23 protein-coding genes are annotated in these 22,637 nt (G+C 73.8%); 8 read left to right on the top strand and 15 right to left on the bottom strand.

Translation table 11 applies throughout. The features are described 5' to 3' along the window. Positions 1 to 44: 44 nt before the first annotated feature. The 5 genes from carB to pyrR are packed head-to-tail and all read right to left on the bottom strand — an operon-like array spanning position 45 to position 7,384. Positions 45 to 3,446, bottom strand: a complete 3,402-nt coding sequence (carB, locus tag FXF65_RS28460; protein ID WP_246199174.1) for a carbamoyl-phosphate synthase large subunit — start codon at positions 3,444 to 3,446, stop codon at positions 45 to 47. Further along, the gene (gene carA, locus FXF65_RS28455) at positions 3,446 to 4,564 is read right to left on the bottom strand and encodes a glutamine-hydrolyzing carbamoyl-phosphate synthase small subunit (RefSeq protein ID WP_148353124.1); all 1,119 of its coding nucleotides are present in this window, start codon (positions 4,562 to 4,564) and stop codon (positions 3,446 to 3,448) included. The genes carB and carA overlap by 1 nt, the downstream gene beginning before the upstream one ends. Beyond that, positions 4,561 to 5,850 carry a dihydroorotase gene (locus FXF65_RS28450; RefSeq protein ID WP_148353123.1) on the bottom strand — a complete coding sequence of 430 codons (1,290 nt, stop codon included), beginning with the start codon at positions 5,848 to 5,850 and terminating at the stop codon, positions 4,561 to 4,563. Before FXF65_RS28450 ends, carA begins: the two co-directional genes overlap by 4 nt. Next, complete coding sequence (locus tag FXF65_RS28445) at positions 5,847 to 6,788, bottom strand: aspartate carbamoyltransferase catalytic subunit (protein WP_148353122.1); 942 nt, start codon at positions 6,786 to 6,788, stop codon at positions 5,847 to 5,849. Before FXF65_RS28445 ends, FXF65_RS28450 begins: the two co-directional genes overlap by 4 nt. Then, complete coding sequence (gene pyrR, locus FXF65_RS28440; RefSeq protein ID WP_148353447.1) at positions 6,785 to 7,384, bottom strand: bifunctional pyr operon transcriptional regulator/uracil phosphoribosyltransferase PyrR; 600 nt, start codon at positions 7,382 to 7,384, stop codon at positions 6,785 to 6,787. Before pyrR ends, FXF65_RS28445 begins: the two co-directional genes overlap by 4 nt. A 433-nt stretch (positions 7,385 to 7,817) precedes the next feature. On the opposite strand from pyrR, the gene bldD reads away from it, so the two are divergent. Then, positions 7,818 to 8,312, top strand: a complete 495-nt coding sequence (gene bldD / locus FXF65_RS28435) for a transcriptional regulator BldD (protein WP_021597992.1) — start codon at positions 7,818 to 7,820, stop codon at positions 8,310 to 8,312. Here bldD and FXF65_RS28430 read toward each other — a convergent pair. From FXF65_RS28430 to FXF65_RS28405, 6 genes are all read right to left on the bottom strand, one after another. Further along, positions 8,208 to 9,728 carry an MFS transporter gene (locus FXF65_RS28430; protein WP_246199172.1) on the bottom strand — a complete coding sequence of 507 codons (1,521 nt, stop codon included), beginning with the start codon at positions 9,726 to 9,728 and terminating at the stop codon, positions 8,208 to 8,210. The genes bldD and FXF65_RS28430 overlap by 105 nt on opposite strands. 31 nt (positions 9,729 to 9,759) lie before the next feature. Beyond that, a complete protein-coding gene (locus tag FXF65_RS28425) occupies positions 9,760 to 10,944 on the bottom strand; it encodes a CoA transferase (protein ID WP_148353121.1) in 1,185 nt (394 codons plus the stop codon). After that, positions 10,941 to 12,026 (bottom strand): Zn-dependent alcohol dehydrogenase, encoded by a 1,086-nt coding sequence (locus tag FXF65_RS28420; RefSeq protein ID WP_148353120.1) that lies wholly within the window; start codon positions 12,024 to 12,026, stop codon positions 10,941 to 10,943. Before FXF65_RS28420 ends, FXF65_RS28425 begins: the two co-directional genes overlap by 4 nt. Positions 12,027 to 12,057: 31 nt before the next feature. Continuing rightward, positions 12,058 to 13,476, bottom strand: a complete 1,419-nt coding sequence (locus FXF65_RS28415; RefSeq protein ID WP_148353119.1) for an aldehyde dehydrogenase family protein — start codon at positions 13,474 to 13,476, stop codon at positions 12,058 to 12,060. Between the two features lie 259 nt (positions 13,477 to 13,735). Next, positions 13,736 to 14,251, bottom strand: coding sequence for an SAV_6107 family HEPN domain-containing protein (locus tag FXF65_RS28410; RefSeq protein ID WP_148353118.1), 516 nt, complete (start codon positions 14,249 to 14,251; stop codon positions 13,736 to 13,738). 264 nt (positions 14,252 to 14,515) lie between these two features. After that, a complete protein-coding gene (locus FXF65_RS28405; RefSeq protein WP_148353117.1) occupies positions 14,516 to 15,310 on the bottom strand; it encodes a L,D-transpeptidase family protein in 795 nt (264 codons plus the stop codon). Positions 15,311 to 15,333: 23 nt separating this feature from the next. Between FXF65_RS28405 and FXF65_RS28400 the strand changes: the two genes are divergently transcribed. Genes FXF65_RS28400 through FXF65_RS28380 form a run of 5 tightly spaced genes read left to right on the top strand, consistent with a single transcriptional unit; the run spans position 15,334 to position 18,048 of the window. After that, positions 15,334 to 15,798, top strand: coding sequence for a YbaK/EbsC family protein (locus tag FXF65_RS28400; protein ID WP_148353116.1), 465 nt, complete (start codon positions 15,334 to 15,336; stop codon positions 15,796 to 15,798). Positions 15,799 to 15,812: 14 nt separating this feature from the next. Beyond that, on the top strand, positions 15,813 to 16,163 hold the full coding sequence (locus FXF65_RS28395) for an ArsC/Spx/MgsR family protein (RefSeq protein WP_148353115.1): 351 nt from the start codon (positions 15,813 to 15,815) through the stop codon (positions 16,161 to 16,163). A gap of 57 nt (positions 16,164 to 16,220) precedes the next feature. Then, the gene (locus FXF65_RS28390) at positions 16,221 to 17,066 is read left to right on the top strand and encodes a hypothetical protein (RefSeq protein WP_148353114.1); all 846 of its coding nucleotides are present in this window, start codon (positions 16,221 to 16,223) and stop codon (positions 17,064 to 17,066) included. 36 nt (positions 17,067 to 17,102) lie between these two features. Beyond that, the gene (locus FXF65_RS28385) at positions 17,103 to 17,435 is read left to right on the top strand and encodes a hypothetical protein (RefSeq protein ID WP_148353113.1); all 333 of its coding nucleotides are present in this window, start codon (positions 17,103 to 17,105) and stop codon (positions 17,433 to 17,435) included. 10 nt (positions 17,436 to 17,445) lie between these two features. Continuing rightward, on the top strand, positions 17,446 to 18,048 hold the full coding sequence (locus FXF65_RS28380; protein ID WP_148353112.1) for a GNAT family N-acetyltransferase: 603 nt from the start codon (positions 17,446 to 17,448) through the stop codon (positions 18,046 to 18,048). Here the strand turns inward: FXF65_RS28380 and metF are convergent. Continuing rightward, positions 17,985 to 18,920 carry a methylenetetrahydrofolate reductase [NAD(P)H] gene (gene metF / locus FXF65_RS28375; protein WP_148353111.1) on the bottom strand — a complete coding sequence of 312 codons (936 nt, stop codon included), beginning with the start codon at positions 18,918 to 18,920 and terminating at the stop codon, positions 17,985 to 17,987. The two genes, FXF65_RS28380 and metF, sit on opposite strands and share 64 nt — an antisense overlap. A gap of 159 nt (positions 18,921 to 19,079) precedes the next feature. Between metF and FXF65_RS28370 the strand changes: the two genes are divergently transcribed. Beyond that, a complete protein-coding gene (locus FXF65_RS28370; RefSeq protein ID WP_148353110.1) occupies positions 19,080 to 20,132 on the top strand; it encodes a polyprenyl synthetase family protein in 1,053 nt (350 codons plus the stop codon). A gap of 101 nt (positions 20,133 to 20,233) precedes the next feature. Beyond that, positions 20,234 to 21,001 (top strand): serine/threonine-protein kinase, encoded by a 768-nt coding sequence (locus FXF65_RS28365; RefSeq protein ID WP_148353109.1) that lies wholly within the window; start codon positions 20,234 to 20,236, stop codon positions 20,999 to 21,001. Positions 21,002 to 21,034: 33 nt separating this feature from the next. Here the strand turns inward: FXF65_RS28365 and FXF65_RS43980 are convergent, their stop codons facing one another. The 3 genes from FXF65_RS43980 to FXF65_RS28355 form a co-directional block, all read right to left on the bottom strand. Further along, positions 21,035 to 21,196: a hypothetical protein gene (locus FXF65_RS43980; protein ID WP_169809194.1), complete on the bottom strand. Its 162-nt coding sequence runs from the start codon at positions 21,194 to 21,196 to the stop codon at positions 21,035 to 21,037. Positions 21,197 to 21,340: 144 nt separating this feature from the next. After that, positions 21,341 to 22,009: a thiamine phosphate synthase gene (gene thiE, locus FXF65_RS28360; RefSeq protein WP_148353108.1), complete on the bottom strand. Its 669-nt coding sequence runs from the start codon at positions 22,007 to 22,009 to the stop codon at positions 21,341 to 21,343. A 154-nt stretch (positions 22,010 to 22,163) separates the two neighbouring features. After that, positions 22,164 to 22,538, bottom strand: coding sequence for an Rv2175c family DNA-binding protein (locus FXF65_RS28355; RefSeq protein WP_067885292.1), 375 nt, complete (start codon positions 22,536 to 22,538; stop codon positions 22,164 to 22,166). Positions 22,539 to 22,637 lie beyond the last annotated feature (99 nt).

The raw sequence follows: 22,637 nt of genomic DNA, 5'->3' as shown, positions 1-22,637 counted from the left end.
GGGCCGGGGGACGCAGCATCCGTCCCCCGGCCCGCCCGCTCGTCTCACCCCTCCGCCGGGCCACCGTCCGCGGCTCCGTCGGCGGTTCCGTCGGTGCCCGCGTGCGGGGCGGGCGCGCCCGTCCGGCCGTGCGCGCCGCTCATCCGCTCGGCGTGCTCCTGGAGGGAGCGCACGCCGACCTGCCCGCCCGCGACGGCCTCGATGCCCTGCACCGCGGCCGCGAGGCCCTGCACGGTCGTCACGCACGGTACGCCCCGCAGCACGGCCGCGGTACGGATCTCGTAGCCGTCGAGCCGCGGCCCGGACTGGCCGGGGCTGCCGAAGGGAGTGTTGACGATGAGGTCGACCTCGCCGTCGAGGACGCGCCGCACGATCGTGGGCTCGCCGTCCGGGCCCGGACCTTCGCTGTGCTTGCGCACGATCTTGGCACGCACGCCGTTGCGGCGCAGGACCTCCGCGGTCCCTTCCGTGGCAAGAATCTCAAAGCCCAGGTCAGCGAGCCGCTTGACGGGGAAGATCATGTGCCGTTTGTCGCGGTTGGCGACCGACACGAACACCCGCCCCTTGGTCGGCAGGGAGCCGCCGTAGGCGGCCTGCTGCGACTTGGCGAACGCGGTGCCGAACACCTCGTCGATGCCCATGACCTCGCCGGTGGAGCGCATCTCGGGCCCGAGGACGATGTCGACGCCCTGCCCGCGCTCGTTGCGGAACCGGTCGAACGGCAGGACGGCCTCCTTCACCGCGATGGGCGCGTCCAGCGGGAGGCTCCCGCCGTCGCCCGCCGCCGGGAGCATGCCCTCGGCGCGCAGCTCCGCGACGGACGCGCCCATCATGACGCGGGCGGCGGCCTTCGCGAGCGGCACGGCCGTCGCCTTCGACACGAACGGGATCGTGCGGGACGCCCGCGGGTTCGCCTCCAGCACGTACAGGACGCCCGCCGACACCGCGTACTGGACGTTCATCAGCCCGCGCACCCCGACGCCCCGCGCGAGCGCCTCCGTCGCCTCCCGGATCCGGCGGACGTCGTCGTGCCCCAGCGTGATGGGCGGCAGGGCGCACGCCGAGTCGCCGGAGTGGATGCCGGCCTCCTCGATGTGCTCCATGACGCCGCCGAGGTACAGCTCCTCGCCGTCGAAGAGGGCGTCGACGTCGATCTCGATGGCCTCGTCCAGGAAGCGGTCGACGAGGACGGGGTGCTCGGGGCTCGCCTCCGTCGCGCGGGCCATGTACGACTCCAGCGTGACGTCGTCGTACACGATCTCCATGCCGCGCCCGCCGAGCACGTACGAGGGCCGGACGAGCACCGGGTACCCGATCTCGGCGGCGATCTCGCGGGCCTCCTCGTAGGACGAGGCGGTCCCGTGCTTCGGCGCGAGCAGCCCGGCCCGGTGCAGGACGCGCCCGAACGCGCCCCGCTCCTCGGCGAGGTGGATGCTCTCCGGCGAGGTGCCGACGATCGGGACCCCGGCGTCCTTGAGCTTCTGCGCGAGGCCCAGCGGCGTCTGCCCGCCGAGCTGGACGATCACGCCCGCGACCTCGCCGGACTGCTGCTCGGCGTGGACGACCTCCAGGACGTCCTCCAGTGTGAGCGGCTCGAAGTAGAGCCGGTCGGAGGTGTCGTAGTCGGTGGAGACGGTCTCGGGGTTGCAGTTGACCATCACGGTCTCGTAGCCCGCCTCGGCGAGCGTGAACGAGGCGTGGACGCAGGAGTAGTCGAACTCGACGCCCTGCCCGATGCGGTTGGGCCCGCTGCCGAGGATGAGGACCTTCGGCCTGGCCCCCGGCGGGACCTCGGTCTCCTCGTCGTAGGCCGAGTAGAGGTACGGCGTCCGCGCCTCGAACTCGGCGGCGCACGTGTCGACGGTCAGGTACACGGGGCGGACGCCCAGCGCGTGCCGGACCTCGCGCACGACCTCCTCCGACAGGCCGCGCAGCTCGCCGAGCTGCGCGTCGGAGAACCCGTGCCGTTTGGCGCGGACCAGCTTCTCCCTGGTGAGCGCGTCGTCGGAGGTGCGGATCTCCTCGGCGACCTCGTTGATCGCGGAGATCTGGTCGAGGAACCACGGGTCGATGCCGGTCGCCTCGTACAGCTCCTCCAGGCTCGCCCCGGCCCAGAGGGCGCGCTGCACGTCCCGGAGCCGCCCGTCGTGCGGGCGCCTGGCGGACTCGGTCAGCTCGGCCGCGTCCGCCTCGCCGGCCCAGCTGAACGACGAGCCCTTCTGCTCCAGCGACCGCAGCGCCTTCTGCAGCGCCTCGGTGAAGCAGCGCCCGATGGCCATGGCCTCGCCCACGGACTTCATGTGCGTGGTGAGCGTCCCGTCCGCGCCGGGGAACTTCTCGAACGCGAACCGGGGCACCTTCACCACGACGTAGTCGAGGGTGGGCTCGAACGAGGCGGGCGTCTCGCGGGTGATGTCGTTCGGGATCTCGTCCAGCGTGTAGCCGATGGCGAGCTTCGCCGCGATCTTCGCGATGGGGAACCCGGTGGCCTTGGACGCGAGCGCCGACGACCGCGACACCCGCGGGTTCATCTCGATGACGATCATCCGGCCGGTGCCGGGGTGGACGGCGAACTGGATGTTGCAGCCGCCGGTGTCGACGCCGACCTCGCGGATCACGGCGATCGCGACGTCCCGCATGTTCTGGTACTCGCGGTCGGTCAGCGTCATCGCGGGCGCGACCGTGATCGAGTCGCCGGTGTGGACGCCCATCGGGTCGAGGTTCTCGATGGAGCACACGATCACCACGTTGTCGTGGCGGTCGCGCATGACCTCCAGCTCGTACTCCTTCCAGCCGAGGATCGACTCCTCCAGGAGCACCTCGGTGGTCGGGGACGCGTCGAGCCCGGCCCCGGCGATGCGGCGCAGGTCGTCCTCGTCGTGCGCGAACCCGGACCCGGCGCCGCCCATCGTGAACGACGGCCGGACGACGACCGGGTAGCCCAGTTCGGCGGCCCCGGCGAGGCACTCGTCCATCGTGTGGCAGATGACCGACCGGGCGGACTCGGCGTTCAGGCCCCGCTCGCGCGCGACCTTGGCGACGACCTCCTTGAACTTCTCGCGGTTCTCCCCGGCCTGGATCGCGTCCACGTCGGCGCCGATCAGCTCGACCCCGTACTCGGCGAGCACGCCCGCCTCGTAGAGCGCGATCGCGGTGTTCAGGGCCGTCTGGCCGCCGAGCGTGGGCAGCAGCGCGTCCGGCCGCTCCCGCGCGATGATCTTCTCGACGGCCTCCGGGGTGATCGGCTCGACATAGGTGGCGTCGGCGAACTCCGGGTCCGTCATGATCGTCGCGGGGTTGCTGTTGACCAGCGTCACCCGCAGGCCCTCGGCCCTCAGCACCCGGCACGCCTGGGTGCCGGAGTAGTCGAACTCGCACGCCTGGCCGATGACGATCGGCCCGGAGCCGATGACCAGGACGGAGTTCAGGTCTTCGCGGCGCGGCATTACCTCGGGCCCTCCATCAGCTCGCTGAACCGGTCGAACAGGCCCGACGCGTCGTGCGGGCCCGCAGCGGCCTCCGGGTGGTACTGGACGCTGAACGCCGGGCGTTCGAGGAGCCGCAGCCCCTCCACGCACCCGTCGTTCAGGTTGACGTGGGTGACCTCGGCCGGGCCGTAGGGCGTGTCGAACGGGCCGTCCGCGGGCGCGTCGACGGCGAAGCCGTGGTTGTGCGCGGACACGTCGACCCTGCCGGTCGCGCGGTCCTGGACGGGCTGGTTGATGCCCCGGTGGCCGAACCGCAGCTTGTACGTGCCGAGGCCGAGGGCGCGTCCGAAGATCTGGTTGCCGAAGCAGATGCCGAAGAACGGCGTCCCGGCGTCGAGGACGCCCTTGAGCGCGTCCACCGCGTACCCGGCGGCGGCGGGGTCGCCGGGGCCGTTGGAGAAGAACACGCCGTCCGGGTCGAGCGCGAGGATGTCCTCGGCCGTGCTCGTCGCGGGCAGGACGTGCACCTCGCAGCCCCGCTCGGACATCCGGTACGGCGTCATCGCCTTGATGCCCAGGTCGACGGCGGCGACCGTGAAGCGCTTCTCGCCCTGCGCGCGGATGATGTACGGCTCCTCGGTGGAGACGTCCCGCGCGAGGTCGGCGCCCTCCATCGAGGGGCTCTGCCGCACCCGTTCGAGCAGCGCGTCCTCGCCGGGCGCGACGGCCGCCGTCCCGCTGAAGATGGCGGCGCGCATCGCGCCCTTGTCGCGCAGGTGCCGCGTCAGCGCGCGGGTGCCGGGGATCGCGATGCCCACGACGCCCTGGTCGCGCAGCGCCGAGCCGAGCGAACCGGTGGCCCGCCAGTTGGACGCCACCCGCGCGGGCTCGCGCACCACGTACCCGGCGACCTGGATGCGGGCCGACTCGGGGTCTTCGCCGTTCATGCCGGTGTTGCCGATGTGCGGGGACGTCATCGCGACGATCTGGCGCGCGTACGACGGGTCGGTGAGCGTCTCCTGGTAGCCGGTCATCCCGGTGTTGAAGACCATCTCGCCGAAGGTCTCACCCTCGGCTCCGTACGGCGTCCCGCGGAACACCCTGCCGTCTTCCAGTACGAGCAGAGCAGGGCTCATTGAAGCTTCCCTTCCAGGACGGTCGGCCTGCCTCGCAGGAACGTCGCGACGACCCGTCCCGGCAGCTCCAGCCCCGCGAACGGGGTGTTGCGGCTCTTGGACGCCAGGGCCGACGGGTCCACGGCGCGGCGCGGCGACGGGTCGTACAGCGTGATGTTGGCGGGCGACCCGGCCTCCAGCGGGCGGCCCTGCCCGGAGAGGCGCCCGATGCGCGCCGGCTGGACGGACATCCGGTCGGCGACCCCGGCCCAGTCGAGCAGCCCCGTCTCGACCATCGCCTCCTGGACGACCGGCAGCGCGGTCTCCAGGCCGACCATGCCCATCGCGGCGACGGCCCACTCGGTCTCCTTCGCCTCCACCGGGTGGGGGGCGTGGTCGGTGGCGACGCAGTCGATCGTCCCGTCGGCGAGGGCGCGGCGGAGCGCGTCGACGTCGGCGGCGGTGCGCAGCGGCGGGTTCACCTTGAAGATCGGGTCGTAGGTCCCGGCCCTGGTGTCGTCCAGCAGCAGGTGGTGCGGGGTGACCTCGGCGGTCACCGGGCAGCCCTTGCTCTTCGCCCAGCGGAGGATCTCCACCGAGCCCGCCGTGGACACGTGGCAGACGTGCAGCCGCGACCCGACGTGCTGGGCGAGCAGGACGTCCCGCGCGATGATCGCCTCCTCGGCGACCGCGGGCCAGCCGCGCAGCCCGAGCGCGGCGGACATCTCGCCCTCGTTCAGCTGCGCGCCCTCGGTGAGCCGCGGCTCCTGCGCGTGCTGCGCGACGACGCCGTCGAACGCCTTCACGTACTCCAGCGCCCGGCGCATGATGACCGCGTCCGACACGCAGTGCCCGTCGTCGGAGAAGACCCGGACGCGGGCGGCGGAGTCGGCCATCGCGCCGAGCTCGGCGAGCTGCTCCCCGGCGATGCTCCGGGTGACGGCCCCGACCGGATGGACGTCGCAGTACCCGGCCTCGCGGCCGAGCCGCCACACCTGCTCGACCACGCCCGCCGTGTCGGCGACGGGGTCGGTGTTCGCCATCGCGTGGACGGCCGTGTACCCGCCGACGGCGGCGGCCTTCGTCCCGGACTCGACGGTCTCGGCGTCCTCGCGGCCGGGCTCGCGCAGGTGGGTGTGCAGGTCGACCAGGCCGGGCAGGGCGATCAGCCCGGCGGCGTCGACGACCTGCGCCCCCGACCCGTCCAGGCCGGCGCCCACCTCGGCGATGGCGCCGTCGCGGACGAGGACGTCGGCGGCCTCGCCGCCGAGGATCCGCGCGCCCCTGATGACGTACGTCTGGCTCACTGGGAGACCTCCTTGCCGATGGCGGGCTCGGACCCGCCGAGCAGCAGGTACAGGACGGCCATGCGCGCGCTGACGCCGTTCGCGACCTGCTCGACGATCGTGGAGCGGACCGAGTCGGCGACCTCCGCGGCGATCTCCACGCCCCGGTTCATCGGGCCGGGGTGCATGACGATCGCGTGGTCGGGCAGCTGCGCCATCCGCTCGGCGTCCAGCCCGTAGCGGCGGCTGTACTCGCGGACGGACGGGAAGTACGCCGCGTTCATCCGCTCCTGCTGGACGCGCAGCATCATGATGACGTCGCTCTTCGGGATCACGCCGTCGAGGTCGTAGGAGACCGAGCACGGCCAGGTGCCGATCGCGACCGGGAGCAGCGTCGGCGGCGCGACGACGGTGACGTCCGCGCCGAGCGTGTCGAGCAGCAGGACGTTGGATCGTGCCACCCGGCTGTGCAGGACGTCGCCGACGATCGTGACCCTGCGGCCCTCCAGGTCGCCGAGCCGCTTGCGCATCGTGAACGCGTCGAGGAGCGCCTGGGTCGGGTGCTCGTGGGTGCCGTCCCCGGCGTTGACCACGCTGCCCTGGACCCAGCCCGCCAGCCGGTGCGGCGCGCCGGACGCGCCGTGCCGGACGACGACGCCGTCCGCGCCCATCGCCTCCAGGGTGAGCGCGGTGTCCTTCAGGCTCTCGCCCTTGGACACGCTCGACCCCTTGGCGGAGAAGTTGATCACGTCGGCGGACAGCCGCTTGGCGGCCGCCTCGAACGAGATGCGGGTGCGGGTCGAGTCCTCGAAGAAGAGGTTCACGACCGTCCGGCCGCGCAGCGTCGGCAGCTTCTTGATCGACCGGCCCGCGATCTGCGCGAGCTCCTCGGCAGTGTCCAGGACGAGGAGCGCGTCGTCGCGGGTCAGGTCGGCGGCGGAGATCAGATGGCGGTTCACCGGGCGCCTCCCGACGTGCCGGGCAGTGCGGGGTCGGGCAGCGCGGGGCCGAGCAGCACCTCGTCGTGCCCGTCGTTCTCGTCCAGCAGGACCTTCACGGTCTCCCGCATCGAGGTGGGCAGGTTCTTGCCGACGTAGTCGGCGCGGATCGGCAGCTGCCGGTGGCCCCGGTCGACCAGCACGGCGAGCTGGACGGCGCGCGGCCTGCCGAGGTCGTTGAGGGCGTCCAGGGCGGCGCGGACGGTCCGGCCGGAGAACAGGACGTCGTCGACGAGGACGACGACCCGGTCGTCGATCCCCTCCGGCGGCACCTCGGTGCGGCCGAGCGCGCGGGCCGGGCGCATCCGCAGGTCGTCCCGGTACATGGTCACGTCGAGCGAGCCCCAGGGCACCGGGCGGCCCTCGACCTCGCGCAGCGCCCCGGCGAGCCGCTCGGCGAGCGTCACGCCGCGGGTCTGGATGCCGAGCAGCAGGACGTCGTGGCCGCCCTTGGTCCGCTCGAGGATCTCGTGGGCGATCCGGGTCAGCGCGCGTCTGATGTCGGGACCTTCCAGAACGGCCTTGGGCCGGGGGTCACCGTCCGCCACGCGCGCCACCGTCCGCCGGTCCTGGCTGGAGGCAGCATTCACCGCCTGAACCTCCTTTCCCGCCTCACGGGACGGGTCTTAAAGGACGTCATGTCCCTCACACGGTAGCAGCCGGCCCGCGCTGCCCCGCACCCGGACCGCCCCGCGTCTTCGCAGGTGAGAGGGGTCACATCGGAGAACTTCGGAAACCGGGGAGCGGACCGGCGGACGGCCCGGACCGCCTGGCCCGCCGGGCTTGCGGGCGATCCGTGCCACCCGGTCGAAGTCCTGCGGATTCGACCGGTTTTTTCCAATCGGCTTGACCTGTGGGCTTCCCCGTTTTACCGTCACTGTCCGTAACCATCCCCGGGGGCCACTCCTGAGGCCGAGGCTTCGAGAATCGGCTCCCCTCCGGCGCAAGCCGGAGTCCGACGACGATGAAAGTGAGCCTGGGGGCCGCGAAATGCCGTCTGAATACGCTAAGGCTCTCGGCGCGCGCCTGCGCGCCATCCGCACCCAGCAGGGCCTGTCCCTGCACGGCGTGGAGGAGAAGTCACGTGGCCGCTGGAAGGCCGTCGTCGTGGGTTCGTACGAGCGGGGCGACCGCGCCGTCACCGTTCAGAAGCTGGCCGAGCTCGCCGATTTCTATGGCGTGCCGGTTTCCGAGTTGCTGCCCGGCGGAGCCGCGCCGAGCCCGCTCGGGCCTACACCCAAGCTCGTGATCGATCTAGAGCGGTTGCAGCAGCTTCCGAAAGACAAGGCCGGTCCTCTCGCCCGTTACGCCGCGACGATCCAAAGCCAGCGGGGCGACTACAACGGAAAGGTCCTGTCCATTCGTCAGGAAGACCTGCGTTCACTCGCGGTCATCTATGACAAGTCCCCGACCGAGCTGACCGAAGAGCTGATCGGCTGGGGCGTCCTCGACCCGGAGGCGCGCCGCGCCGTCGAGTCGTTCTGATCCGCACGCACCATCGGGACGGGGTCCGGCGTCATGCCGGGCCCCGTTTCGCGTCCGGGTCCGGTTCCGGCGGCGCGGGGCGAGCAGCGCCAGCGGGAGCACGGCGGCCATCACGGCGGCGCTCACCGCGAACCCGGCCGTGTACCCGGCGTCGCCGGGGACGCCCGCGACGACGACCGCGCTGATCTGCGTGCCGAGCGACGCGCCGACCGTCCGGACGAGCGTGTTGATCCCGGTCGCCGCGCCCGTCTCCCCCGCCGGGACGGCCGCGACCACCAGGTTCGCGACCGCCGCGTAGGCGAAGCCGAGACCGATGCCCCGGGCCAGGCCGCCGACGTAGAGCTGCCACATCGCCGCGTGCTGGAAGACCACGAAGGCGTATCCGAGGCCCGTCGTCAGCGCGCCGCCGAGCAGGACCATGCGGGAGCCGATCCGCCGGTCGAGCAGGCCCGCCGTCATCCCCGCGAGCGTCATGCCGACGCTCGCGGGCAGTTGCAGCAGGGCCGCCTGGGTGGCCGTCCCGCCGAACCCGTAGCCGGTGTCCGCCGGGAGCTGGACGAGCAGCGGGAACAGCAGCCCGCCCGCCATCAGCGCGTACCCGGACAGCAGCGACGCGGCGTTCGCCGTCCACACCCCGCGGGCGCGCATCAGCCGCAGGTCGACCAGCGGCGCGGCCACCCGCCCCTCCACCCGCAGCCACGCGGCGGCGGTGACCGCCGACAGGGCGAGCAGGCCGAGGACGCCGGGCGACGTCCAGCCCCAGTCCATGCCCTGGGTGAGCGCGGTGAGCGCCGCGACGAGCCAGGCCGCGAACAGCGCGGCGCCGTACCAGTCGACCCCGGCGGCCTTCCGGGGCGCCGATCGTGGAACGATCCACCAGGCCAGCGCCACGCCCGGCGCGAGCCCGGCGACCGGCGCCCAGAGCAGCCACCGCCAGCCGAGCAGGTCGATGATCGGCCCGGCGAGGCACCAGGAGACGGCCCCGCCGAGCCCCAGCATGGACGACATGAGCCCGATCGCCGACGCCGTCCTCGCGGGCGGGACGACGTCCCGGATGATCGTGTAGGCGAGCGGGAAGACGCCGCCGCCGACGCCGCTGAGGGCTCGTCCGGCCAGCATCGCGGGCACCGTCGTCGCCAGGGCCGCGACGACCATGCCCGCGAGGGAGACCAGCAGCACCGCGAGCAGGACGCGCCGGGGGCCGTGCAGGTCGCCGAGGCGTCCGACGACGGGCGTCGCGACGGCCGCGGAGAGCGTCATCGCGGTCAGCGACCACGCCGCCCCGGCGGGGGTCGTGTGGAGGCCGCCCTGGATCTGCGGGAGCGCGGGCGTGACGACGGCCATCGACAGCGAGTAGGCCATCACGCCGAGGAACGCGAGCAGCGGCACGAGCCCGCGAACGCCGCCCGCCGCCACGTCCCCTCCTTAGTTCGCCTACCTAACTATCTCATGGAGCGGCGATCGTCCCGCCGGCGCGTAGGGCCTCGACGCGCCGCGGGGACAGGGACAGGACGTCGCGGAGCACGTCCTCGGTGTGTTCGCCCAGCGTGGGGGCGGTTCTCGGCGGCGTGGACGCGCCGTTGAACAGCAGCGGTGAACCTGGGGCGAAGTGCTTGCCTATGCCGGGCTGGTCGAGCACGGCCATCAGGGGTTCGCCGTCGAGGGCGCCGGTGACCTCCGCGAGGTCCCTGTAGCGGGACCACAGGACGGACGTTCCGCGCAGACCCTCCTCGACCTCAGCGCACGTGCGGGACGCGAACCAGGGCGCGAGGACGCCGCCGAGCGCCTCGCGGTAGGCGAAGCGGTCCCCGGCGCGGCGGAAGTCGGCGTCCAAGGCCCGTTCCAGGGCGTCCGCCACCTCGCCGAGCCCGGTCGCCGCCACCAGGTCGCGCCAGTGGCGGGGCGTCAGCGTGGCGACCATGACGCGGCCGTCGGCGGTGGCGAAGTCGCGGCCGAAGTCGCCGAACAGGTCGTTGCCCAGCCTCGGGCGCGGGGCGCCGAGCTGCGCCTCCGCGAGGTAGCCGAGGTTCCCGGCCGTGGCGAGCGCGACGTCGTGCAGCGCGACGCGGATGCTCTGCCCCTCGCCCGTGCGCAGCCGGTGCCGCTCGGCGGCCAGCAGCCCGACCGCCGTGTAGAGGCCGCAGGCGACGTCCCAGATGGGCAGGACGTGGTTGACCGGGGCGTCGTGGTCGGCCGGGCCCGTGATGGACGGGAAGCCCATCGCGGCGTTGACGGTGTAGTCGACCGCGTTTGCGCCGTCCCTGCGTCCTTGCAACTGGACGTGGATCAGGTCTGGCCGCTTCTCCCGAAGCGCCTCGTAGGTGAGCCCGTCGCGGGGCGGCGCGTTGGTCAGGACGACACCGGCCTCGACGGCGAGGGCGGCGGCGAGGTCGCGTCCGTCCGGGGAGCGGAGGTCGAGCGTGACGGACCGCTTCCCCTTGTTGAGCCCCGCCCAGTACAGGCTGCGCCCGGACGGGGCCAGCGGGTGGCGGTCGATGTCGGGGCCGCCGCCCACCTGGTCGACGCGGATCACGTCCGCGCCGAGCTGGGCGAGCGTCATGCCGCCGAGCGGCGCGGCGACGAAGCTGGACAGCTCGACCACGCGCAGCCCCGCGAGCGGGCCCGCCGTCATGGGCCGATCTCGATGAGGGAGCGCGCGCCTTGGCCGCCCCGCATCCGGTCGAACGCGGCGGGGACGCCGTCCAGGCCGATGCGGTGCGTGACCAGGGTGGACAGGTCGAGCCGTCCCGCCTCGACCTCGCGGACGAGCAGTGGCACGTCCCTGTCCGGGACGGACGAGCCGTACACCGAACTCGTCAGCCGCCGGTTGAAGTGGAACAGCTCCAGGGCGTTGAACGTGACGGAGTCGTCGCGGGCGCCCACGCCGACGACCGTGCACTGGCCGCCCCTGCGCACCGACTGCCACGCCGTCCGGATCAGGTCGGCCTTGCCCACGCACTCGAAGGCGTGGTCGGCGCCGCGTCCGCCGGTCAGCGCGCGGACCTGTCTCGCCAGTTTCGGGTCGCCTTCCAGGTAGTGCGTCGCGCCCGCCGCCTCGGCTAGGCCCTCCTTCTCCGTGCCCCGGTCGACGGCGATGATCGTCGCGGCCCCGGCGAGGCGGGCGCCCATGACGGCCGAGAGCCCGATCCCGCCGAGCCCTATGACCAGCACCGACTGCCCTTCGCGGACGCCCGCGGTGCCGCGGACGGCGCCGATGCCCGTCAGCACCGCGCAGCCGAGCAGCGCGCTCAGGTCGAGCGGCGCGGACGCGGGCAGCGGCACCACGGACCGCTCGGCGACGACCAGCTCCTCGGCGAATCCGCCGACGCCCATGCAGGCGTGGAGCGCGGCCCCGTCCAGCGTGGCGCCGGACGGCGGGCTCACCGCCCCCTCCGCCGCGCCGCACAGCCACGGCTCGCCCTCGCCGCAGAACCAGCACTCGCCGCAGGCGGCGGCCCAGTTCAGCACGACGTGGTCGCCGGGACGGACCCGCGTGACGTTCTCGCCGGCCTCCGCGACCGTCCCGGCCGCCTCGTGCCCGAGGACGAGCGGGAACGCGGGCGCCAGCGTCCCGTCGACCATCGACAGGTCGGAATGGCACACCCCGGCCGCCGCCACCCGGACCCTGACGTCCCCGGGCCCGACCGGGGGCAGTTCGATGTCGCGGACCTGCGGCGGGACGTCCGGCCCGGTGGCGACGACGGCCTTGACCATGGATGCCTCTCCTCGGCTGGGGTCGGAGCTGTCAGAGCTGGATGGACTTGGTCTCCAGGAACTCGTCCAGGCCGTACCGGCCCAGCTCGCGCCCGAGCCCGGACTGCTTGTACCCGCCGAACGGGGCCAGCGGGTTGTAGGCGCCGCCGTTCACGTCGATGGAGCCCGTCTTGACCCGGCGGGCGAACGCGAGCGCCCGGTCCTGGTCGGCGGACCACACGCCGCCCGCGAGTCCGTAGCGGGAGTTGTTCGCGATCCGGAGGGCCTCGTCGTCGTCGCGGAACGGGATGACCGACAGGACCGGGCCGAAGATCTCCTCCTGCGCGACCGTCGCGTCCTGGTCGACGTCGGCGAGCACGGTCGGCGCGATGTAGTGGCCGCGGTCGAAGCCGTCCGGCGCGGCCGTCCCGCCGGTGACGACGCGCGCGCCCTCGGCGACGCCGGTGTCGATGAAGCCCCGCACCCGTTCGAGCTGGGTCTTGGACACGAGCGGCCCGAGCCGGGTCGACGAGTCGAGCGGGTCGCCCGGCGCGTACCCCTCGGCGGCGCCCTTCACGAGGTCGAGGGCCTGCTCGTAGAGGTCCTGGTGGACGAGCATCCGCGTCCAGGCGGTGCAGGTCTGGCCGCCGTTCAGGTAGGCGTTGGCGACGCCGACCTTCACCGCGGTCCTCAGGTCGGCGTCGTCCAGGATGACGTTGGCGGACTTGCCGCCGAGCTCCAGCGCGACCTTCTTGATCGTCCCGGCGGCCAGCTCGGCGACCCGGGACCCGGCCCGCACCGAGCCGGTGAACGACACCATGTCCACCTCGGGATGGGCGGCGAGCGCCTCCCCGACGACCGGCCCGTACCCGGGGACGAGGTTGACCACGCCCGCCGGGATCCCGGCCTCGTGGACGGCGTCCATCAGCAGGTAGGAGACCAGCGGCGCGACCTCGCTCGGCTTGATCACGATCGTGCAGCCGGCCGCGAGCGCGGGCGCCAGCTTGCAGGTGATCTGGTGCAGCGGGTAGTTCCACGGCGTGATCGCGGCGACGACCCCGGCCGGTTCCCGGACCACCAGCGAGTTGCCTATCCGCTCCTCCGGCAGGCCGCCCGCGATCAGCTCGGCGTACGACCCGACGACGGTCTGCGGCAGCCCCGCCTGGACGCGGGTCGCGAGGCGCATGGGGGTGCCGACCTCGCTCGCGATCGTCCGGGCGATGTCGTCGGTGCGGGACGCGAGGGCGTCGCGGAGCCGTCCGAGGTACTCGGCCCGCTCGGCGTAGGACGTCGCCGACCAGGCGGGCAGCGCGGCGCGGGCGGCGCGGACGGCCCGGTCGGCGTCCTCGGCCGTCCCCTCCGGCACGGTGCCGAGCGTCTCCTCGGTGGCGGGGTTCTCGACGGCGATGACGCCGCCGCCCTGCGGGCTCGTCCAGGCTCCATCGATGTAGAGGGCGTCTCGATCGTGCACGGCGTCTCCTCGGGGCTCGGAGGATTCCACGGAGGCCCACCGCTCCGGCGGCCCTACCGCCCCCGACGCTATGCTCCCGCCCCCCACCGCCCAGGACCGGGGTCCCCACCCACACCGCACTGAGCCCTTCGCCGACGCGTCGGCGAAGGGCTGGTCGGTGGGGGCCGGGGCGGGCCGCCGCCGGTGGTGAGGCCGGGCGGGACGGGCGCCCCGGCCCCCGGTGCGGCCGCCCCGGGGAGGGGGACGGCCTCCGGTGAGGTCAGCCCGCCTCGGGGACGGGCAGCGTCGGCTGGCTGGTGATGCCGAGGGTGTCCTCGACGAGGGTGACGAAGACCTCGGCGTCGTGCAGCAGCTCCTCGGCCTCGCGCGGGGTGGCGGCGCGCGGCAGGCCCGCCTCGGCGGCGGCGCGCTTGTCGGCGCCGGCGGCGAAGAAGGCGGCCCACTCGCGCAGCGCGGGCTCCGCCTCGGGCAGCAGCACCCACACGCTGCGCGGACGTCCGCGCCGGTGGGTCTCCAGCGGGTCCTTGGACGCCAGCACCGCGGCGGCGGCGCGCAGCGCGGCCAGGTGGGCGCAGACGTAGCGGACGGCGGGCGAGGTGGCCTCGGCCGCCTCCGCGAGGCCCATGCGGGCGGCGTGCAACTGGCCGGCGGCGGTGTGCGCCGGGCGGGGGGCGGGCAGCGGACGGTGGCGCGGGCTCGGCGGCGGCGCGGACGCCGCGGCCGAATGGACCTGCGCGGCCGGGTGGGCCCCGCGCGCGGTCATCGTTCCGGACATGGTCTGCCTCCTTCCGGGGCTCGGGCCGGCCGGGCGGAGAGCTTCCCCTCACTCCGCCCGGCCGTCCGTCCCGCCGGAGCACCGCATGCCCCGGCGGGGACGTCGCCCTGGCGCGGGCCGCGAGTCCCGCACCACGTCGAACATAAGTTCGACGCATTCCCAGTAAAGCGCCCGCCCGGCGATTCGTCAACGTGTTCGAACGTGTGTCGTGTCCCGCAGGTCAGCGGGCTTGACAGCAGTGGAACAGGCGGGTCGGACAGTTCCTCAGGAAGGCCGTCTGACGTGCACTGGAACGTTCGTCCCGAGGATGCCGGGGAGGTACTCGGCGATGTGCATCGGCATCCGGACGCACCCGTGCGAGGCGGGGTAGTCGGGCACGTCCAGGGCGCCGTGGAAGGCGATGCCGCCGTTGAAGTAGATGGGGTTGTAGAGCTGTCCGAGGGGCGAGGTCTCCCAGCCGGAGGCGCGGCGTCCGGTCCGGAAGTCGCCGGTGCCGGTCGTGGCGTAGCGGCAGCGCGGGACCTTGGCGCCCCGGTCCTTCGCGCAGTAGCGCTCCCCCGAGCCGGACGAGATGTGCGAGATGAGGCGCGGCGCGCCGTCCTTGTAGAGGACGAGGTACTGCCGCCGGAGGTCGACGTCAACCCGGTCCTTCTCGCGCTTCTTGGCCATCGGACGCGGTTCCTTGGGCGCGTCCAGGGCCTTCCAGAAGGAGGCGGTCAGCGTGCTCTTCTGCTTGAGCCGGTTGACCCCCTGGAACGCCCACACGGCCATCTGCGTGGACACCCCGTACTTCCCGTCCACTTTCCCCGGGTCGTAGTGCAGTTCCTTGAGGCGGCTCTGCAGCGCCTCGACGTCGGCCCCCTTCGCACCCGGTTTCAGCTTGCGATGCGTAGGCGTGGGCGTCGGGGTGGGCGTCTGGGCGGGGCCCGCGGGCTTCGAGGACGGTGAGACCTTCGGCGGCGGGGGCGCCGCCTCGTCCGTCCCGTTGCAGGCCGCCAGCAGGACGGCCCCGGCCACCAGTACCGCGGTCTTCCGCACGTCGATCGGTCTCCCTCGCATGAGGCGACCTTAAAGTGCTACCCATGCATCCGAATGCCGAAATCGTCGCAAAGGCCCTGCTGGACCATGGCGCGACCGGAGCCATCGTCGAACTGCCCGATTCCGCGCGGACGGCGCAGGCCGCCGCCGAGCAGCTCGGCTGCGAGGTGGGCGCGATCGCCAACAGCCTGGTGTTCGACGCGGACGGGGCGCCCCTCCTCGTCATGACGAGCGGCGCGCACCGGGTCGACACGGCGAAGGTCGCGGCGCTGGTGGGAGCGGCGAAGGTGAGGCGGGCGTCGCCGGAGTTCGTCCGGGAGGCGACCGGGCAGCCGATCGGCGGCGTGGCCCCGCTCGGCCACCCCGCGCCGATCCGTACCCTCGTGGACGTCTGGCTGGAACGGTACGACCGGGTCTGGGCGGCGGGCGGGCATCCCCACACCGTCTTCCCGACGTCGTACGAGGAACTGCTGCGGATCACCGGGGGCGCCGCAGCCGAAGTGGAGTGACGAGAATGGCCGACATGGAGATCTGGCACAACCCGCGCTGCTCGAAGAGCCGCGCCGCGAAGGCCGCGCTGGACGCGGCGGGCGTCGAGTACACCGAGCGCCGCTACCTGGACGACCCGCCCACGGCGGAGGAGTTCGACGCCGTCCTCACGCGGATCGGCGCCGAGCCGTGGGACGTGGCGCGCCTGAACGAGCCGGTCGCCAAGGAGCTCGGGCTCAAGGACCTCGACCGCGACCGGGCCCGGTGGATCGAGGTCATGGTGGCGAACCCGGTGCTGATCCAGCGGCCGATCGTCCTGTCCGGGGACGCCGCCGTCGTGGCACGAGACGAGGCGTCCGTGCGCGAAGCACTCGACAGCCGCTGAGCAGGGTGTGATTCTGGGGAGTCGGACAACGCCGAACGGTGACCTCCGGGAGGGTCGATGGGCGCGCAGATGGGCGGCGGGCAGATGCGCACCGGTCCGGGCGCCCGCGACCCGCAGTTCAGGGGGATCGACCCGCCCGCGCTGGACCAGGTGATCAGGCAGCTCCAGGACGCGCAGAACGCGATCCAGGGCTGGCTGAACGGGCACCGTCCGCCGCCGGGGGTCCCGACGGCCGGGTACCGGCAGGCGGACGAGGTCGCGCGGTGGGCCGCCGAGCAGCTCGAAATGCTGACCCGGCGCTACAACTACGCGGTCACGCACCCGTCCCCGGGCGGCGAGGTGGACGCGCCGCCCGCGCCCACCCCCGCGCCGACGCCGGGGACCCGGACGCCGCAGCCGGCGAAACCGCCGAAGTCCGTCCAGCCGCCGCGCGGGCCGTCCCAGCACGCACCGACGCCGCGCGGCGCCGGGGACATCGGCAACTTCCCCGACCGCAAGGCCGCGACCAAAGCCGCCAGGACCGACGCGCTGGCCGTGGTCGCCTCGATCCGGGACGGACGGCCCGTCCCCGACCCGGTGTGGCGGCACCTGAAGGCCAACGCCGACGACCCCGACTACACCGGGGCGCTGTACGAGCGCCTCGGCCCGGCGGGCGCGGCGGCCCTGCTCAAGGCGGCGCACGGCGACGAGGCGAAGGTGAGGGCCGTGCAGGAGGCGCTCGGCGTGTCCAGCCACCACATGACCATGGACGCGCGCTGGCTGCGCGCCTTCCTCGCCGAGGCCGACCGGGCGGGGGTGCGCCCGGTCGCCGTCCAGGTGCTGGCCGGGGCCGACCTGAGCCCGCGGGCGCGGGAGGCGCTCGCCCGGATCGGCCCGCGCCCGCACGCCGCCGACGTCGCCTGAGCCCCCGGCCCCCGAGCCCCCGGATGTGAGGTCGCCATGGCCGCTCCACCGCCCCCCGGAAGCCTTCCGCCGCCGCTGACCGGCGCGGCCGCCGCGCAGCTGTCCCCGGACGAGCGTCCGAACCCGGACTACGAGCACCTCTACCGCGCGTACGCCGACGCCTACGGCAGCATCGACCGCCTCCGCGGCGCCCTCGACCCGCCCGTGCGGACCCTCGGCGGGACGGACGCCTGGCTGGGCCCGGAGGCGCGCGAGTGGGGCGGCCGGCTCGACACCGAGCGCGGCACGCTGAAGAAGGCCGCCGACCGCATCCTCTGGGACATCTACGACCGGCTCTCCGCGACGCAGCGGACGGTCGCCCGGGTCTAGTCTCTGTCGGGTGAGGGACCTGAAGCTGCGCGAGATCGACGAACGCGCCTTCCTACGCAGGCTCGGCCCCATGCTGGACGTGTACGCCGCCGCGATGGCCCCGCCGAGGGAGCAGCTTCCGGGACGCCACACCATCATGGAGCGGCACGCCGCCCACCCCGGGTTCCGCGCGTTCGTGGTCGAGCGGCGCGGCGCGCTGCCCGTGCTGGCGGGCGGCGTCCACGGGTTCGCGTACGGGTTCCGCGGGGCGCCCGGCCAGTGGTGGCACGACGTCGTGTACCGCGCGCTCGCCGACCGCGGCGGCCCTGATCACGCGGAGTCCTGGCTGGAGGACGCCTTCGAGGTCGCGGAGCTGCACGTCCATCCGGACGCCCAGGGCCGGGGCTTCGGCCGGGCGCTGCTGAACGCGCTGTGCGAGGGGCGGCCGCAGCGGACGGTCGTGCTGTCCACGCTGGAGCGGCGGCCGGACACGCCCGCCCGCACCCTGTACCGTTCCGTCGGCATGGTCGACCTGCTGACGGACTTCGAGTTCCCCGGCGGCGGGCCCCGCTACGCGGTCATGGGCGGGACGCTGCCCCTCGCGCCGTACCCGGCCCCGTCGACCAGCGAGTAGACCTCGCGCGTCGCCGTCGACTTGTTGAACGTGATGAAGTGGATGCCGGGCGCGTCCTGGTCGAGCAGCTCCCGGCACAGCTCGGCGGCGTGCTCGATGCCGAGGCGGCGGACCGCCTCCGGGTCGTCGCCGACGGCCTCGAACCGGGCCCGCACCTCCGGCGGGAACGGCGCGCCGGACAGCTGCTCGGACCGCTCGATCGTGCTGAGCTGCGTGACCGGCATGATGCCCGGCAGGATCGGCACGTCGCAGCCCGCGGCGGCGACGCGGTCGCGGAGCCGGAAGTAGTCGTCGGCGCGGAAGAACATCTGCGTGATCGCGTAGTCGGCACCCGCGCGGCACTTCTCGACGAAGTGGCGGGTGTCGCCGTCGATGTCGGCCGAGCGCGGGTGCTTGTAGGGGAACGCGGCGACGCCGACGCAGAAGTCGCCGTAGGACCGGATCATCCGGACGAGGTCGGCGGCGTACTCGACGCCCTCCGGGTGCTTGACCCACTCCCCCATCGGGTCGCCGGGCGGGTCGCCGCGCAGCGCGAGGACGTTCCGGACGCCGGCGGCGGCGAACCGGCCGATGAGGTTGCGCAGCTCGGCCTGGGAGTGGTTCACGGCGGTGAAGTGCGCGACGGGGGTGAGCGTGGTGTCGGTCGCGATCCGCTCGACGATGTCGACGGTCTTGTCGCGGGTGCCGCCGCCCGCGCCGTAGGTCACGGACACGAACGTCGGGTGCAGCGACTCCAGCTCGCGGATCGCGCGCCACAGGTTCCGCGCGCCCTTGTCGGTCTTCGGCGGGAAGAACTCGAACGAGAACGACCGGCCGCCCGAGGCCAGCAGCTCGCGGACGGTCGGCGGACGTTCTGGGCGGAGACGTGGCATTCCCCAAGCCTACAGAAGCCCCCCGAGGGCCTCGCGCCCTTCCGATCCGGGTGACCCTCAACACACCGCACGGGCGTTATGTCCGCATTTCTGAAGATTTAGTGACATCTCACGTTTTCGGCGGACGGTTGGATCCGCCCAGGTGGATACGATCTCGGCATGTCGACCAGCCGCATCCGCCGCGAGGTCGACGAGGCGCTCCTGGCCTTCGTCGACCGGCAGCGCCCCGCCCTCCTCCGCATCAGCGGCGACCTCGCGCCGCTGATGTCCGCGCTCGACGCCCTCCTCGGCGGGGGCAAGCGGCTCCGCCCGGCGTTCTGCTACTGGGGGTGGCGCGCGGCGGGCGGCGCGGACGGCCCGGACATCGTCACGGCCGCGGCCTCGCTGGAGCTGCTGCAGGCGAGCGCCCTGATCCACGACGACGTGATGGACTCCAGCGACACGCGGCGGGGGCAGCCGTCCGTCCACCGCCGGTTCGAGGCGCTGCACCGCGCGCAGTCCTGGCCGGGCGACGGGGAGGCGTTCGGCGGCGGCGCCGCGATCCTGCTCGGCGACCTGTGCCTCGCCTGGTCGGGCGAGATGTTCGAGACCTGCGGCCTGGCCGACGCCGTCCGCGGCCGGGGCCGGGCCGTCTACGACCTGATGCGCACCGAGGTCATGTGCGGCCAGTACCTCGACATGCTGGAAGGGACGCGCGGCGAGGCGAGCGTCAGCACGGCGCTCCGGGTGGTCGAGTACAAGAGCGCCAAGTACACGATCGAGCGCCCGCTGCACCTCGGCGCGGCCCTCGCCGGGGCCCGTCCCGACGTGATCTCCGCGCTCGCCTCCTACGGCCTGCCGCTCGGCATCGCCTTCCAGCTACGCGACGACGTCCTCGGCGTGTTCGGCGACCCCGCCGAGACCGGCAAGCCCGCGGGCGACGACCTGCGCGAGGGCAAGCGGACCGTGCTGATCGCCCTCACCCTGGAGCGCGCCTCCGCGCCGCAGGCGGCGGCCCTGCGGCGCCGCCTCGGCGACCCGGACCTCGACCGCCCCGGTGTGGACGAGCTGCGCGCGATCATCCAGGAGACCGGCGGCCTCACCGCCTGCGAGGCGATGATCGAACGCTACCTGGGCGAGGCCGAGAAGGCCCTGGAGGCCGCCCCCATCACGACGGAGGCCCACGAGGCCCTCTCCGCCCTCGCGGTGGCCGCGACCACCCGCGTTACGTAACAAAGGGCCCCGGAAGATTGGGGTTCGGCACTCGAACGTTCCATTGACACGGTACAAATTAGGGAGATCTTCGTCCGTCCCCGCCGAGTCGGAGTCCCCCAGTGCCGCACGACACCTCCCGCGGGAGGACGAACCCCGGGCGTCCGCGCGACGCCCGTCCGGCGCGCCCCGGCGGCGCGGCCAGGTCCCCCCATCCCGGACGCACGGGCAAGGCGGCGCGGCCGCCGCAGGGACGTCCCGCGAGCGGCGGTTACGTCGTCGGACGGGACGCCGAGGGCCCCCGGTTGCAGCAGGTCGTCGAGGATCGCGGTCCGCTGCCCGCGCCGCAGCTCCGCAAGGTCGCGGGGCGGACGGCGGCGGCGCTCAACGCGCTGCACCGCGCCGGGGTCGCGCACGGCGACCTCCGGCCCGCCAACGTCCTGCTGACCCCGGACGGCGCCAAGGTCGTCGACGCCCGCGACCCGGACGCGCCGGGCGGGTCGCCCGCCTACCTGGCCCCGGAGCAGGTCGAGGACGAGCCGGTCGGCCCGCCCGCCGACGTGTTCGCCTGGGGCGCGACCATGGTGTTCGCCGCGACGGGGCGCCCGCCGTTCGGCACCGGGCCGAGCGCGGCGGTGATGCGGCGCGTCACGTCCCGGCGGCCCGACCTCGGCGGGCTGGACGGCCCGCTGCGCGACCTCGTCGCCCGCTGCCTGGACAAGAACCCCGCCGCGCGGCCGACCGCCGCGCAGCTCATCCGCGCGCTGCGCGAGGGGCACGGGCCCGCGCCGAAGCCGCGCCCGACCCGCATCCCCCGCTACCGCTGGCGGATGATGGTCGCGCTCGCGGCCGTCGTCGTGTCCGGCTTCGCACTCGGCATGCTCTTCTGAAACCGGCCGCCCCGACCGCCGGGCCGCCGGGGTTCACCAGTGCGGCGGACGGTCCTCCAGGAGGCGGTCGTCGTCGCCTCCGCCGGAGCGCCACTCGCCCCAGCCCGTGTCGGTGTCGTCGGAGGTCTGGTCGGGCAGGATCTCCAGGTCGTCGTCCAGCTCGACCGGCCGCTCGTCGTCGGGTCCCACGCTCATGATCTCCATTGTGGGCGATCGCGCACCGGGGCGCACTGTGATCCGGGTCAAACCATGACAAGGGTCAGGGCGCGAGCACAAGGGTCAGGGCGCGAGCACAAGGGTCAGGGCGCGAGCACAAGGGTCAGGGCGCGAGGACAAGGGTCAGGGCGCGAGGCGGCGGGCGAACTCCGCCGCCGCGGCGCCCGGATCGTCCGCCTCGGTGATCGCCCGGACGACCACGACGCGGCTCGCGCCCGCCGCGCGGACCTCGTCGAGGTTGCCGAGGTCGATCCCGCCGATCGCGAACCACGGCCGGGTCGGACGGCGTTCCGCGACGTGCTTCAGCAGCGGCGGGCCCGGCGCCGAGCGGCCCGGCTTGGTCGGCGTCGGCCACACCGGGCCCGCGCAGAGGTAGTCGACGCCCGGCTCGGCGGCGGCCGCGGACGCCTGCCCGTCCGAGTGCGTGGACCGGCCGATCAGCGGGTCGCCGCCGACGATCTCGCGGGCGGCGGGGACGGGCAGGTCGTCCTGGCCGAGGTGCAGCACGTCGGCGCGGACGGCGTGCGCCACGTCCGCCCGGTCGTTCACCGCGAGCAGCGCGCCGTGCCGGTCGCACGCGTCCCGGAAGACCTCCAGGTGCGCGATCTCCCGCCGGGCCTCCAGGCCCTTCTGCCGGAGCTGGACGATGTCGACGCCCCCCGCGAGGGCGGCGTCGAGGAAGTCGGGCAGGTCCCCCTGGCGCTCGCGGGCGTCGGTGCAGAGGTAGAGGCGGGCCCTGCCGAGGCGGGCGCGGAGCGCGACGGCGCGCTCGCCGGGGAGATGCCTGGACACGTCGGCCCTTCCATGAGGTCGCGGGGCCGCGCGGGAGTTCCGCGCGACCCCGCGATCGTGTCACGTGCGTGGTGGTCGGTCTGCCGCGGGTGCCGCCCTGAGCGGCTCCGCGGCCTGCAACGGCCGGTCTGGAAGGCCGGTTTAGAAGGCCGGTCTAGAAGGCCATCGCCTGGGCGCGGCGGCGGACCTCGGTCCCCCGGTTCTCGGTGAGCGCGTCCACGGGCGTGCCGGGCAGGGTGTCGTCGGCGGTGAACAGCCAGCGGATCGTCTCGACGTCGTCGAACCCCGCGTCCGACAGGAGCGTCAGCGTGCCGGGCAGGCCCTTGATCACCTGGCCGTCCTTGATGAACGCGGCGGGCACCTGGGGCTCGCCCTCGCGGCGGACGGCGAGCAGGCGGTGCTCGCTGATGAGCTGCTTGATCCGGTTGGGCTTGATCCCGAGTCGCGCGGCGGCCTCCTTGAGGGAGAGCCACTCGCCCGCGAGGGCGTCGGTCCGGGGGTCCAGTGCGCTGTCAACGGTTGCGTGCATCTGCGTCACGCCCCCTTGCTACCACGCCTTCGGAAGAATCAAACCCCCTGAACAGCCGTAACGTCTGCGCGGGACGCGCGATGCGCGTACCGCCCAGCC

It is taken from the genome of Actinomadura syzygii (assembly GCF_008085905.1).
GTDB lineage: Bacteria > Actinomycetota > Actinomycetes > Streptosporangiales > Streptosporangiaceae > Spirillospora > Spirillospora syzygii.
The sequence above is the reverse complement of the archived record's forward strand: the minus strand, read 5'-3'. Positions and strand labels throughout refer to the sequence as shown.